Source organism: Desulfolithobacter sp. (assembly GCF_054025815.1).
Genome location: NZ_JBPMMS010000013.1, coordinates 34,192 through 49,633 on the forward strand (window position 1 = coordinate 34,192; position 15,442 = coordinate 49,633).

At 53.7% G+C, this 15,442-nt stretch carries 14 protein-coding genes; 12 read left to right on the forward strand and 2 right to left on the reverse strand.

From position 1 onward, the window contains the following. Positions 1 to 68 precede the first annotated feature (68 nt). From ACXJJY_RS02995 to ACXJJY_RS03015, 5 genes are all read left to right on the forward strand, one after another. Entirely contained in the window at positions 69 to 614 is a 546-nt protein-coding gene (locus ACXJJY_RS02995) for a TRAP transporter small permease (RefSeq protein WP_456385227.1), read from the forward strand. Next, complete coding sequence (locus ACXJJY_RS03000) at positions 611 to 2,008, forward strand: TRAP transporter large permease (RefSeq protein WP_456385228.1); 1,398 nt, start codon at positions 611 to 613, stop codon at positions 2,006 to 2,008. The genes ACXJJY_RS02995 and ACXJJY_RS03000 overlap by 4 nt, the downstream gene beginning before the upstream one ends. A gap of 210 nt (positions 2,009 to 2,218) precedes the next feature. Next, positions 2,219 to 2,710, forward strand: coding sequence for a universal stress protein (locus ACXJJY_RS03005; protein ID WP_456385229.1), 492 nt, complete (start codon positions 2,219 to 2,221; stop codon positions 2,708 to 2,710). Positions 2,711 to 3,334: 624 nt separating this feature from the next. Further along, positions 3,335 to 3,712, forward strand: coding sequence for an ArsR/SmtB family transcription factor (locus ACXJJY_RS03010; RefSeq protein WP_456385230.1), 378 nt, complete (start codon positions 3,335 to 3,337; stop codon positions 3,710 to 3,712). A gap of 6 nt (positions 3,713 to 3,718) precedes the next feature. Then, the gene (locus tag ACXJJY_RS03015; RefSeq protein ID WP_456385231.1) at positions 3,719 to 4,972 is read left to right on the forward strand and encodes an SO_0444 family Cu/Zn efflux transporter; all 1,254 of its coding nucleotides are present in this window, start codon (positions 3,719 to 3,721) and stop codon (positions 4,970 to 4,972) included. A 10-nt stretch (positions 4,973 to 4,982) separates the two neighbouring features. Here ACXJJY_RS03015 and ACXJJY_RS03020 read toward each other — a convergent pair whose 3' ends face one another. Then, positions 4,983 to 5,795, reverse strand: coding sequence for a ZIP family metal transporter (locus ACXJJY_RS03020; RefSeq protein WP_456385232.1), 813 nt, complete (start codon positions 5,793 to 5,795; stop codon positions 4,983 to 4,985). Positions 5,796 to 6,134: 339 nt separating this feature from the next. Between ACXJJY_RS03020 and ACXJJY_RS03025 the strand changes: the two genes are divergently transcribed. The 4 genes from ACXJJY_RS03025 to ACXJJY_RS03040 all read left to right on the forward strand — a co-directional run bounded on the left by ACXJJY_RS03025 (position 6,135) and on the right by ACXJJY_RS03040 (position 9,893). Continuing rightward, entirely contained in the window at positions 6,135 to 7,103 is a 969-nt protein-coding gene (locus ACXJJY_RS03025) for a tetratricopeptide repeat protein (RefSeq protein ID WP_456385233.1), read from the forward strand. Positions 7,104 to 7,274: 171 nt separating this feature from the next. Next, entirely contained in the window at positions 7,275 to 7,853 is a 579-nt protein-coding gene (locus tag ACXJJY_RS03030; protein ID WP_456385234.1) for an RNA polymerase sigma factor, read from the forward strand. Then, the gene (locus ACXJJY_RS03035) at positions 7,825 to 8,946 is read left to right on the forward strand and encodes a tetratricopeptide repeat protein (protein ID WP_456385235.1); all 1,122 of its coding nucleotides are present in this window, start codon (positions 7,825 to 7,827) and stop codon (positions 8,944 to 8,946) included. The genes ACXJJY_RS03030 and ACXJJY_RS03035 overlap by 29 nt, the downstream gene beginning before the upstream one ends. Beyond that, entirely contained in the window at positions 8,943 to 9,893 is a 951-nt protein-coding gene (locus ACXJJY_RS03040; RefSeq protein ID WP_456385236.1) for a hypothetical protein, read from the forward strand. Before ACXJJY_RS03035 ends, ACXJJY_RS03040 begins: the two co-directional genes overlap by 4 nt. 111 nt (positions 9,894 to 10,004) lie before the next feature. Here ACXJJY_RS03040 and ACXJJY_RS03045 read toward each other — a convergent pair whose 3' ends face one another. Further along, positions 10,005 to 11,018 carry a GlxA family transcriptional regulator gene (locus ACXJJY_RS03045; RefSeq protein WP_456385237.1) on the reverse strand — a complete coding sequence of 338 codons (1,014 nt, stop codon included), beginning with the start codon at positions 11,016 to 11,018 and terminating at the stop codon, positions 10,005 to 10,007. Positions 11,019 to 11,141: 123 nt separating this feature from the next. Here ACXJJY_RS03045 and ACXJJY_RS03050 point away from each other — a divergent pair, with 123 nt between their 5' ends. The 3 genes from ACXJJY_RS03050 (at position 11,142) to ACXJJY_RS03060 (ending at position 15,327) form a co-directional block, all read left to right on the forward strand. Beyond that, positions 11,142 to 11,555 carry a hypothetical protein gene (locus ACXJJY_RS03050; protein ID WP_456385238.1) on the forward strand — a complete coding sequence of 138 codons (414 nt, stop codon included), beginning with the start codon at positions 11,142 to 11,144 and terminating at the stop codon, positions 11,553 to 11,555. A 398-nt stretch (positions 11,556 to 11,953) separates the two neighbouring features. Then, a complete protein-coding gene (locus ACXJJY_RS03055; protein ID WP_456385239.1) occupies positions 11,954 to 12,601 on the forward strand; it encodes a DUF4118 domain-containing protein in 648 nt (215 codons plus the stop codon). A 260-nt stretch (positions 12,602 to 12,861) separates the two neighbouring features. Continuing rightward, on the forward strand, positions 12,862 to 15,327 hold the full coding sequence (locus ACXJJY_RS03060) for a heavy metal translocating P-type ATPase (protein WP_456385240.1): 2,466 nt from the start codon (positions 12,862 to 12,864) through the stop codon (positions 15,325 to 15,327). Positions 15,328 to 15,442 lie beyond the last annotated feature (115 nt).

The following is a 15,442-nucleotide window of genomic DNA, read 5'->3' on the forward strand; positions in this document are numbered from 1 at the left end:
GCCGAGTCCCCTCGTCGCCATGTTTGCCAGCTCATTTCAGCAGTCATGTAAAGAAGGGGTTTTTTTGTATGTTTTGGCGCATTCTCAACCGCACCGAGGAGGCAGTAATCTGTCTTTTGCTTGTGCTGACGACCCTGTTGGTTTTTGCTGACGTGGTCATGCGTTTTGGTTTCAACTCCGGCTTCATGTGGACCCAGGAGCTGACGCTGCATATGTCGGCCTGGTTTGTCCTTTTCGGCGCATCGTATGGCATAAAGGTCGGTTCCCATATCGGCGTGGATGCCTTTGTCAAGCTGTTCCCTCCCATGGGACGCCGTATCCTTACGGCCATCGGCTGCCTGCTGGGTCTTCTGTATTGCGGTCTGGTCCTGTACGGCAGCTGGATATATCTGGCCAAGGTCAAGATGATAGGTATTGAGCTGGAAGATTTGCCTGTCCCCGCCTGGATAGCGCATGGCATGCTTATTGTCGGCTTCACTTTTCTCAGTATCCGTATCCTGCTTCTGCTCCGAGATGTGATAATCGGCCGGGCCGATGGCTTCCGTCATGCCGATGAGGCAAAGGAAAGTATGGAGATTGTAGAAGAACTCTCGAAAGAGGAGGGCCTGAGATGACCACTGTCGGCCTGTTTGCGCTCCTTTTCATCTGTATGCTCATGGGCATGCCCATTGCCCTGGCTCTTGGTTTGTCCAGTATCACTACCATTCTTCTTTTTTCCAGTGATTCCCTGGCGTCCATAGCTCTGAAGCTGTTTGAGTCCCTGTCCGAACACTACACCCTGCTGGCTATACCGTTTTTTATCCTTTCCTCCGCCTTTCTTTCCACAGGAGGCGTGGCCAAACGAATCATTCGTTTTGCCTTGAGTGTGGTGGGTCATATCCGGGGTGGAATCGCGATGGCCTCTGTCATGGCCTGCATGATATTTGCAGCGGTTTCCGGCTCTTCTCCTGCCACTGTGGCCGCCATCGGTACCATTGTCATCACCGGAATGGTCCGGGCCGGCTATCCGGAAAGTTTCGCCGCCGGAGTTATCACCAATGCCGGCACCCTGGGGATTCTCATCCCGCCCTCCATTGTCATGCTTGTCTATGCGGCGGCCACCGAGGTCTCGGCTGCGAGGATGTTCATGGCCGGGTTTATCCCCGGGTTGATGATGGGGCTCATACTGATGGTCGCCATCTATATCGCCGCCTCGATCAAAAAAATTCCGACACAACCCTGGGCAGGGTTTCGCGAGGTTCTAGATTCCGGTGCCAGTGCTTTTGGCGGTCTGATGTTGATTATCATCGTCCTTGGGTCCATCTATGGCGGCGTGGCAAGCCCCACCGAGGCGGCCGCTGTTTCGGCCGTGTATGCGTTTGCGATTGCCGTTTTCGGATACCGTGATATAGGACCTTTGAAAAATGTTCCCTGGCGTCTGGAATCCGAGAGTGTTGGGGCTGCGGTTCTCCGTAATACCGGGCAGATGATGCAGGCCCTGCCAAGATGCGTGACCGATAGAGACGTCAACAAGGTTCTGCTCGATGCTTCAAAGGTCAGCATCATGCTGCTTTTTATCATTGCCAATGCCATGCTTTTTGCCCATGTGCTGACTTCGGAGCGCATACCACATCACCTGGCTGAACTTATCGTCGGCTGGGGCCTGTCTCCGTGGATGTTTCTGGTGGTGGTCAATCTGCTTCTGCTGGCTGCCGGAAACTTCATGGAACCATCCGCCATCCTGCTTATCATGGCTCCTATTCTCTTTCCCATTGCCATGCAACTGGGGATCGATCCGATTCATCTGGGCATTATCATGGTGGTCAATATGGAGATCGGCATGCTGACACCGCCGGTGGGTCTGAATCTTTTTGTGACAGCCGGAATAACCGGGCACAGTATCGGCTGGGTTATCCGTGCGGCCGCCCCCTGGCTTATTCTGCTGCTGATTTTTCTTGTTATCATCACCTACGTGCCGCAGGTATCTCTTTTTCTGCCGGAGTTTCTTGATAAACTTCATGGCTATTAAAGTGTGTTCCCTGTGCTTGTTCTGCAGATCGGGTCTGTTCCGATCTGCAGGATTTTCAAAGTTTTTGTTGAACGCAGGCCCTTCCGGTGTCAGCTATCGGAACCCTGCTGGTATTTTATAACCTGGAACTACCATCCCGGGCCGTTCTTGCTTACCCGGTATGGGGGCGGGATACTTGTCCCTGAGTGTTGCTGAGCCGGAGGCGCTGCCATGAGTACCTTTCCTGAAGTCCGCACAATCTTATACCTTACCGATCTTGGCGATCATACCCGTCCGGTCTTTCGTCAGGCTGTGGTGGAGGCCAGAAAACATGGAGCACGTATTCTCATGCTCCATGTGGTGGAACCCCTTGGGCCCACCGGCACCATGGTTCTGGACATGTATCTTTCGGCTGAAAAGGCGGAAAATCTCAAGAAAGGCGGCATGCAGGAAATCCTTGAAAAAATGAAGCAACGTCTGGAGATTTTCTGTCAGGAAGAGTTGGGAGCCTGTGGTATGGAGCCTGCGCTGGTCAGAGAAATTCTCGTGGCCAGCGGCCAGGTGAGCGAAGAGATTCTCAGGGTTGCCGACAAACATGGGGCCGACCTGATCGTCATGGGCAGGTCCGCTTCAAAGCGGTTTGCCACCGCGGCCATGGGAAGCACTGTGCGGAGGGTGATTCGCTCAAGCAAAATACCTGTCCTGGTGGTGCCCAATACCTGAACCGTTGCCGTGCATGATACTTTTATTTTATCCTGTCACGGTTCAAAGAATTCCTTATACCCGGCCACTGACTGGTACGGTGTAAGGGATACCTGCCATCCCTGCCCTGTGTTTTGCCCGGTCCTCTCTCCCTCCCGGGGCAGGGGTGCAGTTTTTTGCCACTCCCTTGTCCATCCAGTCCGTGCTCCCGGGGCCACAACCAGTTCTGAATGAACCTTTTGTTTCAGAGTCATCTCCATCCACTCTGCCAAAACCTGATCCACGTGCTGGCATGGATACGGTAGTTTTCTGCCACTCCTTCTTGTCGAGGTCCTGAATTTTCAGGAAGCTCTGCCGTGTGCCGAGGAGTATGTCCGGTCAGGGGCAGGCAGCTTCGAATATCAGAAAAACTCTTCCTTGATGACGTTGCAATAAGTTCGATCAACTGCGTTGTAGCAGGTACGGCCAGTGCTCGACGTACCATATGTATGCCTCCGATTGGCCGACACCGCTCCGTCCCGCAGTCTCTTTTCAAGGTGTGATGGTCTTGCAGGATGAGCCTGCATGAAAAAGCATCTTGTCTTCGGGCAGGAGATGTATTAATATATGATCAATTGTTCATATGTTAATGCAGGGAGTGAAGTGATGAACACAAGGGATACCAAAGAGATGAGCGGCACCGATCGGTGTGTGTGCCGCTGTATCCATCAGGACCGCATCGATGCGGCCAGGAAAAAGAGTCTTGGTGAGCATCCGCTCCGCCAGATGGTACTTCTTTTCAAGGCCATGGGGGATCCGAGCCGGTTGAAGATCCTCTGGGCCCTGCAACAAGGTGAGATGTGTGTTTGTGATCTGGCCGCATTTCTTGGCATCAGCGAGTCCGCGGTCAGCCATCAGCTTCGTCAGCTTCGCCAGCTGCACCTGGTGGCCAATCGGCGTGAGGGGCCAGTCCTGTACTATCGCCTTGACGACGACCATGTAAACCAGCTTATGGCAGTAGCCTTCACCCACGTACAGGAGTAGTCCGTCATGCAGGTCCTGTCTGTTTTTATCACCGATCTGTTCAGGGCCTCTTGGGGGATGCTCCAGGATGCCTCACTCTATATCATTTTTGGCCTCCTGGTGGGTGGACTCCTGAGGGTTTTTCTTTCTCCGTCCTATGTGGCAGCACACCTTGGCAGTGGCCGGTTTGTCACTGTTTTCAAGGCAGCCCTGCTGGGTATCCCCATTCCTCTTTGTTCATGCGGGGTCCTTCCAGCCGCGGCTTCCCTCAAAAAACAGGGTGCCAATAACGGAGCGGTCACCGCCTTTCTTATATCCACTCCGGAGTCAGGAGTTGATTCCATCTCCATTACCTGGGCCCTGCTCGACCCTGTTATGACCATTGCCCGACCGGTGGCTGCCTTTTTTTCAGCCTTTTTCGCCGGGATTACGGAAAACCTGCTCAATCCTCCCATGTCCGGAAAAACAATTCAACCAGACCTCAGCTGCACCATCGACAACTGTTGCGACGGTATTGACTGTCCCCCGGAAGAGCACAGGAACCACCACTCTTTTTTTGAGAAAATCACTGCAGGTGTCCGTTTTTCGGTTACGGATCTCTGGGGTGATCTGGCAGGATGGTTTTTTGTCGGAATCATCCTTGCCGGCGTTGTAACAGTTCTGGTGCCGGACGATGCCATCAGTCGCTATATGGGTGGAGGTATCGGTTCCATGCTCCTGATGCTCGGTTTTGGTATTCCCCTCTATATTTGTGCCACCGCATCCACTCCCATTGCCGCGGCCCTTATTCTCAAGGGGGTGAGTCCCGGGACAGCGCTGGTCTTTCTTCTGGTCGGCCCGGCAACCAACATTACCTCGCTTTCGGTCCTGTTCGGTATCCTTGGCAAAAGAGCTACAGCAATCTACCTGGTCTCTATTGCAGTTGTCAGTGTGCTCTGTGGTCTTGTCGTGGATGCAATATATCTTGCGCTGGGGATATCTGCCACTGCCGTGGTCGGTCAGGCCGGGGCTCTGCTGCCTGCATGGTTGGAGACAGGTGCGGCGTTTTTTCTCCTTCTCATCTCCATTCGTCCCCTTGGAAGTATGCTTACAGCCCGCTTTTCCAGGGATAAACACACCTGTGGTTGCAGCGAGGCATCTTGTGAAGCATCCCGGGCCCATTCATACTCCCAAGTCCATACGCACGATCATGGCGGTGAATGTGGTTGCAGCGCTGATCATCAAAGCGGGCTGGTGCAGCTGCAGACGGACCGGTCCGGAACCGATAAAACGCAGAAGTGAGATTAATCCACTATCCCAGGGCCACATCCAGAGTCATCATGATGGCAAAGCCGATCATCACACCGATGGTGGCCACATCGGAATGTTTTTCCGCCTGGGACTCCGGGATCAACTCCTCGGCAACCACATAGATCATGGCTCCGGCGGCAAAAGCCAGGGCATATGGGAGCAGCGGGCGCATAAACAGCACCGCCGCTGCTCCCACCAGGCCGGCCACCGGTTCGACAGCCCCTGAAAGCTGGCCATACCAGAAACTTTTCAGTCTCGACATTCCTTCCCGTCGCAGTGGAACCGCCACTGCAGCTCCCTCGGGAAAATTCTGGATGCCGATACCCAGGGCCAGTGCTAGGGCTCCACTAAGGGATGCCGATGGGTAACCTGCATGTGCCGCGCCGAAAGCAACCCCCACCGCAAGTCCCTCTGGTATGTTATGCAGGGTGATGGCCAGTACCAGAAGAATCGAGCGATGCCAGCCGGTTTTGACGCCTTCGGCTTCGCTGAGGGGAAATCCGGGATGAAGGTGGGGTAAAATCTTGTCCACGGACCAGAGAAAAAGACCGCCGGATAGAAAGCCGATCAGCGGTGGAAGCCAGCTTATGCCACCAGCCTCTTCGACCATGGCGATGGATGGGGCCAGAAGAGACCAGAACGAAGCGGCTATCATTACGCCGGCGGCACAGCCGAGCATGCCATCCATTACCCGTCGGCTGATCTTTTTGAAAAAAAAGACCAGGGCTGCGCCAAGGGCAGTAACAAACCAGGTGAAACAGGTGGCCAGCAGAGTCTGCTGGACTGCCGAGAGATGAAGAAACCAGGAAGTCATGGAAAAAGGATATCTGACCGGGTTCAGGACACCTGTTAATCTGTTGCAAGATGGATGGTGTCCGGGAAATGCATATCTGTCAATTGTGATTATAGGAGGTTCCTTTTCTTTTTGTAAAGTAAACCTCGAGCAGTGAAGAGGGGCCTCTGTCAGGAGTTTTCTTCCCTGGCACGCGATTGCGCGACCAGGCACATTGTGGTGTCAGGCTGTTTTTGTTTTAATGTGACCAGCTTTGTTTTCGAGCGTATATATTGCAGGAGTCCTGTAGGCCCACGTACCTGTTTTGGAAAGGAAATAATTGTTTTTTAGAACCTTAATAGCTATTTTCAGGAGTTTTTTATGAAGATTCAGAATGTGTTCCTTGTCGGCCTGGTACTGGCTGTGCTGTCTGGTTGTGTCGGGGTCGATGTCGGCAGTAATTTCATAGGGAATAGATACCTCTCTTCAGGGGATTACGATGGCGGAGCAGCACGTTTCCGCAAGGTTGTCCGGGAGAAACCCGACTCGGCCCAGGCCAATTATTTCCTCGGTCGGTTTCTGCTGGCTCAACAAAAGGCCTCCGAATCCTTGCCGTATTTTGAAAAAGCTGTCCAGCTGTCTCCAGACACTGTGGACTACAGGTTCTGGCTGGGCGTTACTCTCGGTGAGCTCGGCCAAATCGACAGTGAAAGGGCCCAGTATGAACAGATTCTGGCCCTTAATGAAAACTATGTGCCAGCCTGGGTATATCTCGGACATAACCTCCTGAAAAACAGGAAGTACGAGGAGGCCCTTGCCAGCTACACCAGAGCCCTGGAAATGGCGCCGACCATTCAGACCGCGCTCTATAACCGGGCCCTCATTATGCATATCCTGGATCGGACACCCGAGGAAAAGATCGCCTGGATGATTTATCTCAAACGATATCCTGCCGGGGCCCGGGCCCTGCGGGCCACCGACCACCTGAACCGGCTCGGTGATTTTTCCTATCGCAATTATCAGCTCGGCGCCCGGCGGGTCACCCTCAGAAAGATTTATTTCCAGCCATTTTCGTCTGAGTTACGCCGCAACTCGTTTCCCTCCCTTGATTTGGTGGGCGAGATCGTCAGCAATCTTGAGAAACCAACACTGCAGATTGTTGTCTATCAGAAAAATAATAAAAAGTTGGCCCGGGACCGGGCGATAAGCATTAGAAAATACCTGCTGGAAAAGTATTCCGAGCTTGAAGGACGGGTAGGGATCAGCTGGTTTGATGTGGAGGAGAGATTCACCGTTAAGGGGCAAGAGGTCCGCACAGGTGAATCAGTCCGGTTCTTTCTGACCCGGTAAGGACATGGCCCGGTAGAGATATGTTGAAAAATTGTTCAGGCGAAGAGCGGTCTCATCCGCTCTTCGCCTTTTTTTTATGAAAAAAGGCCGGTGAATTGTGACCAGGAACAAGATCCTTCGTATAACAGGGTAAAGAGCAGGACAACAGCAGGGCCTTCCGGTTCGGAGAAGATGGAAAAACCAGATGACGAGATAGTTCAGGAGGTCCTGGACGGAAACAGGGAACAGTACCGTATCCTGGTGATTCGGTACCAGCGGCAGATATACAACCTGATGTATCGCTATTGCCGTAACGACGATGACGCCGCGGACCTGACTCAGGAGGCCTTTGTCAGGGCCTTCACCAGGCTCCATCAGTATTGCACCGGGCAGCGTTTTTTTTCCTGGCTCTACAGTCTGGCTGTCAACCTGGCCCGGGACTGGTACCGGAAGAGCCGGAATCGGCAGGCTTTGCGGCGTGACCTGATGACAAACAGCGCCCCTCTGGATACCGGTTCTTCCCAGCAGGAAAAGATGGAACAGGATCAGGAAATGGAGCAGCTGGTAGCGGCCCTGGACCTGCTGCCGGAAAAGACGCGGGAAATCGTGATTCTGCGCTATCACCACGAGCTGCCCATAAAGGAAGTGGCGAAAATTTTTGGTCTTGGCGAGAGCGCGGTGAAAATGAGGCTTTCCCGGGCCATGCAGCAGTTGAGAAATATTATGCAGGAAGATGGACGACATGGAGCACAAGAGACGCGACAGGGATAACAAAGGGATCGAGGAACTGCTGCGCCACCTGCCGCAGCGCGAGGTGCCCGACGATCTGACCCGAAATATCATGGCTCGGATCAGGGAAAAGAAACCTGGTCTCCTGAAACGACTGCGGCGGTTTTTTGCCGGATCTTTTGCCATTACTGTCCAGCCGGCCCGGGTTGCTCTGCTCGGGGCCGGTCTGGCCGCAGCATTTTATCTTGGCACCCTGGTGGGAACCGGACCTGGCGAATCAAGGATCCAACTGCCTGAAGTCACGACCCTGAGCAGTGAGGCAAGCTACTACATTGGCAGGGGGCTGGTTACTGCCGGCTATCCAGAAGAGGCCCTTGCATATCTGAATCAGGCCGCATTGCTCAATCCTGACCAGCCGGAGTATGGATTGTGGCAGGCCGTGGCCTGGCAGGCCGCGGGCAAGCCCGAGCGTGAGCGTGAGCAGTATCACCGGCTGGTCAGCAATCATCCTGATTTTCTTCCGGCCCTGGTCAATCTTGGTCATAACCAGCTGGAAACTGGCGACCTGGATGGAGCTTTGAAGAGTTATCAGCAGGTTCTGGCCATGATACCGGATGAGCAGGACGCCCTGTATAATATTGGACTGGTGTATCGTCTCAAAGGTGACCTGGAGAAGGAGCGGCAGGCATGGCAGCAATATCTGGCCCGCCACAGAAGCGGGGAAAACAGTTACCGGGCCGTACGGTATCTCAACGAGCTGGGTGATTTCAGTTACCGGACCGCCATGCTTGGTTACCGGCGGGTCATTATCAATCAGGATGCATTGCTGGGCAATGATTCTGAGGCCAGGGAACGGGAGGTCTCCTGGCTGGCCGCGCAGTTTGCCAGGGTGCCGGCAACCACTTTGAACCTGGTGGTTTTTGATGCCCGGGGCAGGGAGCCGGCCATGCAAAAGGCGAGAAGACTGAAAGAACAGCTGGCCATATATCTGCAGGATGATAAGCAGGTCCGCATCAGCTGGTTTGGTCAGCCGGAGTCTGTACGTACAGGAAAGATGGAAGCAGTGCTGAAACAGGGTGTCCTTGTGTTCAGCCAACCTGAAAAGAAAAGCAAGTCAAAGGAGCGCCGGATATGAAAACCAAAAAATACTTGAAAGTGTACGCTATTGCTCTTCTTATGGGTGGGATGATCTGTGCCCGGCCCTTGCTGGCGGCCACGGTTGCAGCCGATACCGAAATCGAGGCCGCGGACGATAGCGTGTCGGTGGATGTGGCGGTGGAAGCAGATGCCCTGGAAGAGGATGAACCGGCCTTTACTTCTGTTGAGGAAGTCGTAGCGGCCATCCAGGAAGCTGAAGAAGAGGCCAGCCAGGCCCCGGCAGAACTTGAGGATGCTCTCCAGGATGTTGAGGAGGCTGCCACTGCCCTGGAGGAAGCCCAGGCAACCGCGGATCCGGAAGCAATTGAAGAGGCCCGCGAACATCTCAGCCAGGCCGAAGAAGCCTTTGCCGAAGCCATCTCGGAGCTTGCCGGTGTGGATACGGAGGCGGTGGAGTCCATGCGTGAGGAAGGCATGGGCTGGGGAAAGATTGCCAACGAACTCGGTGTTCAGCCGGGTCTCCTTGGCTTGGGCAATACCATTGGCCGGCAGAATCATGGCGAGGTAACCCATCAGGACAAGCGGGAGATGCACGGTGTTGATCCCGAGGAATTGGCCGAGGCTACTGCCCGCGACCTTGAAGGAACCGACTCGATCGATGGCAGAGATGAGGATGACCGAGGCGGCAGGTCCATGTCTGGTCGGGCTGGTGGCAGGCATGGAGGTGTTGGTCTGGACAGTGAAATGGATAGTTCGGATGAGGGGCACGGCTACGGCGATGGTGACATGGACGATGATGGTCACGATGGCCTGGGTGAAAGTGATGATGGAGACGGTGTCGGCGAGGGTCATGGCGGCTCTGACAATGGCGGCGGTGGTCATGGCGGCGGTGATAGCGGTGGTGACGACGGCGAGAGTGATGGTGGAGAAGGTCATGGTGGTGGAGAAAGTGAGGGCCACGGCGGCGGTGGAGGCTGGCGTTGATCGTTTTCCCTTGCAAGCTGCCGACAGGAGATAAAGGGGCAGGTCAACAATAGAACAGGCCACCTGATATGGAATCAGGTGGCCTGTTTTTTTCTGCGAGCGAGAGCTCGCTTACAGGCTTGAAACAGGCCATTTTTCCCGCGAGAAGCGACATCGGTACTCTCCAGGGAGGAGAGAGGTATACTTGACAAAAAGTTTGCGAAAAAAACCTGTGTCCCTGTATCCCACCTGATAACTGATTTCATCAAAACTCATGTTGGTGGATTCCAGCATTTGCTTGGCCCTTTCCACCCGGACTCGCTGGAGATAGACCAGCGGAGTCTCTCCGGTTGCGTGCTTGAAGTGCCGCTCCATGGTCCGTCTGCCCATGCCGTGTCTCCTGGCCAGCTGATCGAGATCGAAATCGCGGCGGTAATCTTTTTCCATTTCCTGCTGGATGTTCCGTACGGTCGTGTCGCCATGATCGTGGCGGCCGAGAAAGATGGTGTAGGGAGACTGGGAGTGGCGGCCAAGATCATGAAGAAAGACCTTGGCGCACTGGATGGCAACTTCCAGGCCACAGAGTTTCTCGATCAGGTAGACAGATAGGTCGAGAAAGGAGTTGAAGGCTCCGGAGCAATAAAGATTGCCATCTTCGGTAATCAGTTCGTTTGGTTCCAGGTTTACCCTGGGATATCTGTTCCGGAATTCCGGGACCATGGCCCAGTGTGTGGTGGCTCGGCGCCCATCGAGCAGGCCGGTTGCAGCCAGTAAAATGGAGCCGGAGCAGATGGCTGCCAGCATGCTGCCCCGATCGCATTGCTGTCGCAGCCAGGCAAGGACAGTGGTAGAATTTTTGAGGGTCTGGTCAATTTCCATGATTCCAGGAATGATAACAATATCAGGGCTGATATCCTCCAGGGTCCCTTGGGGGACCAGAGTGATTCCGTTATAACAGCAAACAGTCCGTCCGCCCGGGGAAACGATACGGACCTCGAATCTGGGAATTGGTTTTTTTCCCTGTATCATCTCCCACAGTACCCCGGTCAGGGAAAAGACATCAGCCGGACCGGTCACCGTGGTCGCCACCATGTTGTCCAGGGCCAGGATAGCGACCCGGTATGGCTGTTCTGGTTGTGCAGGCATGACGTTATCACCCTCTTTATTGTCGTTACAGACACTGTTCGCCGGAATTTCTGCTTTCTATAATAGCATGGAAGTTGATGGAACAGGTAGTAATGATTACTGGGACGCAAACTGGAGGTGTGTATGAAACAGGGATTTGTACTTGTGATAGCAACTACGCTGGTTTTTGCCTGGACGGTGTCTGTCTCCCAGGCAAGGCCCCGCAAGCGTTATGATGAACGGACAAGGATGTGCCGGTTGATCGCTGACGGCAAACTGGACTGGAACAGTGAGCCCTGGGGGGTTGGCGGCAAGAAGTTTCGCGAGGTGTGCAAGAGCTGCCATACCAGGGATAACGATAAGGGAGCCCCGTTTCTGCATGCGGAGTCCCATACTTCGGATGGATGGAACCGGATTTTTGCCCGCCGCCGGGCGGCGTGTGCCCGGGACGGCTCCTGGAATGTCCTGACAGAGGAAGAGCTGCTTATGGTCAATGATTATTTATACCGAAACGGCGACTGGACTTACGATCCCAATGATGCCGACTCCTGCGGCTGATGATTTTTTCTCTCCCGGTCGGGAGAAATCTTTTTTTGTTACTTCTCTCCCTCTTCTTCCGGGCCAGTTTGTTTCGGCCCGGAAGAAGAGTTTTTCAACTCCGCCATTCACCTCTGTCTAGCTAAACGACTCTTTTCGCCCTTAATGTTGTCTGTGTCCTGATATTGGACAGTAAATCTGCACGGGCACCTTACCAGTGTACATTTTTGAGGCACCTGAGGGTGGGCTCTTTTTTTATCTTGTATTGAGGCTATGGATGGACAGGTACACTAATCTGTATCTGGAGCAGTTTTTGCAAGGATGGCACAGGTGATGCTGTAGTTTCTGTTGCCGGAATACAGCTGTTGAAGCCGCTTTTGGTCCAGAGTCATGGAATTTCAAGGTAGAAGAGGTGCGTTATGAAAACATACGTTGTGGAAAAACGATGCAAGGTCCTGATCATCGTGGCAATGGTGGCCAGTATCACTCTTCTCCATCTCTCCTTTTCCCACGACAGTACACGCAGTCATGTTGTCGCCAGGGAACTCTATTTTCTGCCCGTGATTTTGAGCGGGTTCTGGTTCGGCCTCCGCGGAGGCCTGCTGACAGCCCTGGCGGTGGCCGCTTTCTACCTGCCTTATTCGTTATTTCACTGGCATGGGTTGACCGCCGATGATCTTGATCGTATCCTGGAGATTCTTCTTTTCTTTGTGGTTGGGATCATTGTCGGTGTCCTGCAGGACAGGCAGAGAACAAGGGCCCGGGAAAAAATAGAGGCACTCCAGGCCATGGCCGGTTCCGTGGCCCATGAAATGAACAGTCCGCTTTTTGTGGCCATGGGCACCCTGGAGCTGCTCCAGGACGATTTTGACAAGGATTCGGAACCATACCTGGAGCTGCAGAATACACTGAAGAATCTGCAGGAGCTCAAAGACCTGATCCGGAAGATAAGCCGGATAGATCGGTTTAACCCCAAAGATTATGACGGAAGTTCAGTTATTCTGGATCTCACCGATTCAGGGCCGGTGAACTCTGGCTCCACGGTACGAAGACGAGAGGTCGGTTGATGTCTTCATGCAGGAGGCTTGAAAGTCCGGACCTGTATTTCGGTGTATGATTTTTGGACAGTTGATTCAGCAGAAAAAACTCACGGATAACGATATCGTCTGAAAAAAACATATAACTCCAGGTGGTTGGGTGATGCGGTTGAAGATAATACATTGTGGCACAGATAGTGCTTTCTGTAAGATATGATAATCAACCGGCAAGGTGTTCCCTGAGAACAGAGGAGGGAGAATCGGCGCCGACAGGCAGGGAGGTACATGCCATGACCACCACAATACATCAAAATCACACCCATCATCACCATGACCACAATCTTGAATACATCGATCCGGTCTGCGGTATGAGCACCGTGGATGCCGATGCGTTCATTGCCTACACTCAGGATGACACTACTTGGTATTTTTGCAGCGAACACTGTTTGGCAGAGTTCAGGGACCATCAGGAAAAATATCCTGTTGAACAGGAAAACCATGTTGTCCAGCAGAGGGATGGGCTCTTTACCTGTCCCATGCACCCGGAAGTGGAGCAGAAGGACCCTGGCAGCTGTCCGAAATGTGGTATGGCGCTGGAACAAAAGGTCCAGACTCCTGCGACGGGACACATCCAGTACACCTGTCCCATGCACCCGGAAATCGTCCAGGAAAATCCAGGTACCTGTCCGAAATGCGGCATGGCTCTTGAACCTGTCAGTTTTTCCGCTGACCAGGAAGAGTACGATCCTGAATTTGAAGACATGAGGAACCGTTTCCAGATCTCGGCTGTGCTGGCTCTTCCCCTGGTGGTGATTGCCATGCGGGACTTGATCCCCGGCGGCGGGGTCCTCGAAGAACTGGCTTCTGATAAGATTCTGGGTTGGCTTGAGCTGTTGCTGGCCACACCGGTTGTACTCTGGGGGGGATGGTCTTTTTATGTCAGGGCCGTACAGTCCGTTAAGCATCGCAGTCTCAACATGTTCACCCTTATTGGGCTTGGCGTGTCGGTTGCCTTTATTTACAGCCTGGTCGGTGTCCTGTTCCCGGACCTGTTCCCGGCCGCCATGCGTGGACCGGACGGATCGGTTGGGGTGTATTTCGAGGCGTCGGCAGTGATCGTCACTTTGATTCTGTTAGGCCAGGTTCTTGAACTCAGGGCCCGCAGGCATACAGGAGCGGCAATCAGGTCCCTTCTTGATCTGTCACCCAAAACGGCCCGCAAGATAAAACCAGATGGTACGGAGCAGGATATCTCCCTGGAAATGGTCCATCCCGGAGACCTGTTACGGGTTCGTCCGGGAGAAAAAATTCCTGTGGACGGGGTAGTGGTGGAAGGCAGTTCCTTTGTTGATGAATCCATGATATCCGGAGAGCCTCTACCGGTGGACAAAAAAACGGGCGACCAGGTCATCGGCGCCACGATCAATGGAAAGGGAAGCCTTATTATGAAGGCGGAAAAGGTTGGCAGTGATATGCTTTTGTCAAGGATTGTTCATCTGGTGTCCGAAGCCCAGCGCAGCAAAGCGCCTATTCAGAAACTTGCGGACCTGGTGGCTGGATGGTTTGTGCCGTTGGTTATTGTCATTGCTCTTGTTGCTGTTGTTGTCTGGTATTTCTTCGGGCCGGAGCCCCGGTTGGCTTATGCGCTTGTTGTGGCGGTATCCGTATTGATTATAGCCTGTCCCTGCGCACTTGGTCTGGCGACCCCAATGTCCATTATGGTTGCAACCGGTAAGGGCGCGACCCTGGGTGTTCTCTTTAAAAATGCCGAGGCCATTGAAACTCTGTGCAAAATTGACACCCTGGTTGTGGACAAGACCGGTACTTTGACCGAAGGAAAACCTCGGTTGACCCATGTGATTGCTGAGCAGGAGGTTGATGAAAACGACCTGCTCAGGCTTGCGGCCAGCCTGGAAAAATCAAGTGAACATCCTCTTGCTGCCGCCATTGTGGCTGGAGCGAAAGACAGGCAAATAAGCCTGACAGAGCCGACGGATTTTCTGTCGCTGACCGGAAAAGGGGTTGCAGGAACGGTCGAGAAACACAGGGTCCTTCTCGGTAACGATAAATTGCTTGATCACTATGCGGTTGAGCCGGGAAATCTGGCGAAAAAGGCTGAGTCCATGCGTAAAGACGGGCAGACAGTGATGTTTGTTGCGGTGGACGGTCAGGTTTCCGGACTCATTGCCGTGGCTGATCCAATCAAGGAATCGACTCCGGATGCTATTCGCCGGCTCCATGCCGAGGGGATTTTCATTGTCATGTTGACCGGAGACAACAGGAGTACCGCCGAGACTGTGGCTGCAAAACTGGATATTGACCAGGTGATGGCTGACGTTTTGCCTGAAGAAAAGGCCCGGGTTGTCAAATCGCTCCAGGATGACGGCCGGATGGTGGCTATGGCGGGTGACGGTATCAACGATGCCCCGGCCCTTGCCCAGGCCCATGTGGGGATTGCTATGGGGACAGGCACGGATGTGGCCATGGAGAGTGCTGACCTGACCCTTGTCAGGGGTGATCTGACCGGTATTTTCCTGGCCAGGAAGCTTAGCCGGGCGACCATGGCAAACATCAGGCAGAATCTGTTTTTTGCCTTTGTCTATAACGCGCTCGGGGTTCCGGTGGCAGCAGGGGTTCTCTATCCTGTCTTCGGCATACTTCTTTCACCGGTTATTGCGGCGGCGGCCATGAGTTTAAGCTCTGTTTCTGTGGTTCTCAATGCGCTGCGCCTGAGAGCTGTACGGATAGTACAGTAGCCAGACAGCACCATAACGGGATGACGTTTTTTAGCCTCCGAGGGCCATTAAGCGCTATAGAGGACGTATGTATTAAAAAAACGTTATCTCGTTTTTCCTGTATTGACGGCATGAT

Excerpts from the sequence above, each read along its gene's own strand:
- ACXJJY_RS02995 (WP_456385227.1), top strand. The coding sequence starts at position 69 with ATGTTTTGGCGCATTCTCAACCGCACCGAGGAGGCAGTAATCTGTCTT.
- ACXJJY_RS03000 (WP_456385228.1), top strand. The coding sequence starts at position 611 with ATGACCACTGTCGGCCTGTTTGCGCTCCTTTTCATCTGTATGCTCATG.
- ACXJJY_RS03005 (WP_456385229.1), top strand. The coding sequence starts at position 2,219 with ATGAGTACCTTTCCTGAAGTCCGCACAATCTTATACCTTACCGATCTT.
- ACXJJY_RS03010 (WP_456385230.1), top strand. The coding sequence starts at position 3,335 with ATGAACACAAGGGATACCAAAGAGATGAGCGGCACCGATCGGTGTGTG.
- ACXJJY_RS03015 (WP_456385231.1), top strand. The coding sequence starts at position 3,719 with ATGCAGGTCCTGTCTGTTTTTATCACCGATCTGTTCAGGGCCTCTTGG.
- ACXJJY_RS03020 (WP_456385232.1), bottom strand. The coding sequence starts at position 5,795 with ATGACTTCCTGGTTTCTTCATCTCTCGGCAGTCCAGCAGACTCTGCTG.
- ACXJJY_RS03025 (WP_456385233.1), top strand. The coding sequence starts at position 6,135 with ATGAAGATTCAGAATGTGTTCCTTGTCGGCCTGGTACTGGCTGTGCTG.
- ACXJJY_RS03030 (WP_456385234.1), top strand. The coding sequence starts at position 7,275 with ATGGAAAAACCAGATGACGAGATAGTTCAGGAGGTCCTGGACGGAAAC.
- ACXJJY_RS03035 (WP_456385235.1), top strand. The coding sequence starts at position 7,825 with ATGGAGCACAAGAGACGCGACAGGGATAACAAAGGGATCGAGGAACTG.
- ACXJJY_RS03040 (WP_456385236.1), top strand. The coding sequence starts at position 8,943 with ATGAAAACCAAAAAATACTTGAAAGTGTACGCTATTGCTCTTCTTATG.
- ACXJJY_RS03045 (WP_456385237.1), bottom strand. The coding sequence starts at position 11,018 with ATGCCTGCACAACCAGAACAGCCATACCGGGTCGCTATCCTGGCCCTG.
- ACXJJY_RS03050 (WP_456385238.1), top strand. The coding sequence starts at position 11,142 with ATGAAACAGGGATTTGTACTTGTGATAGCAACTACGCTGGTTTTTGCC.
- ACXJJY_RS03055 (WP_456385239.1), top strand. The coding sequence starts at position 11,954 with ATGAAAACATACGTTGTGGAAAAACGATGCAAGGTCCTGATCATCGTG.
- ACXJJY_RS03060 (WP_456385240.1), top strand. The coding sequence starts at position 12,862 with ATGACCACCACAATACATCAAAATCACACCCATCATCACCATGACCAC.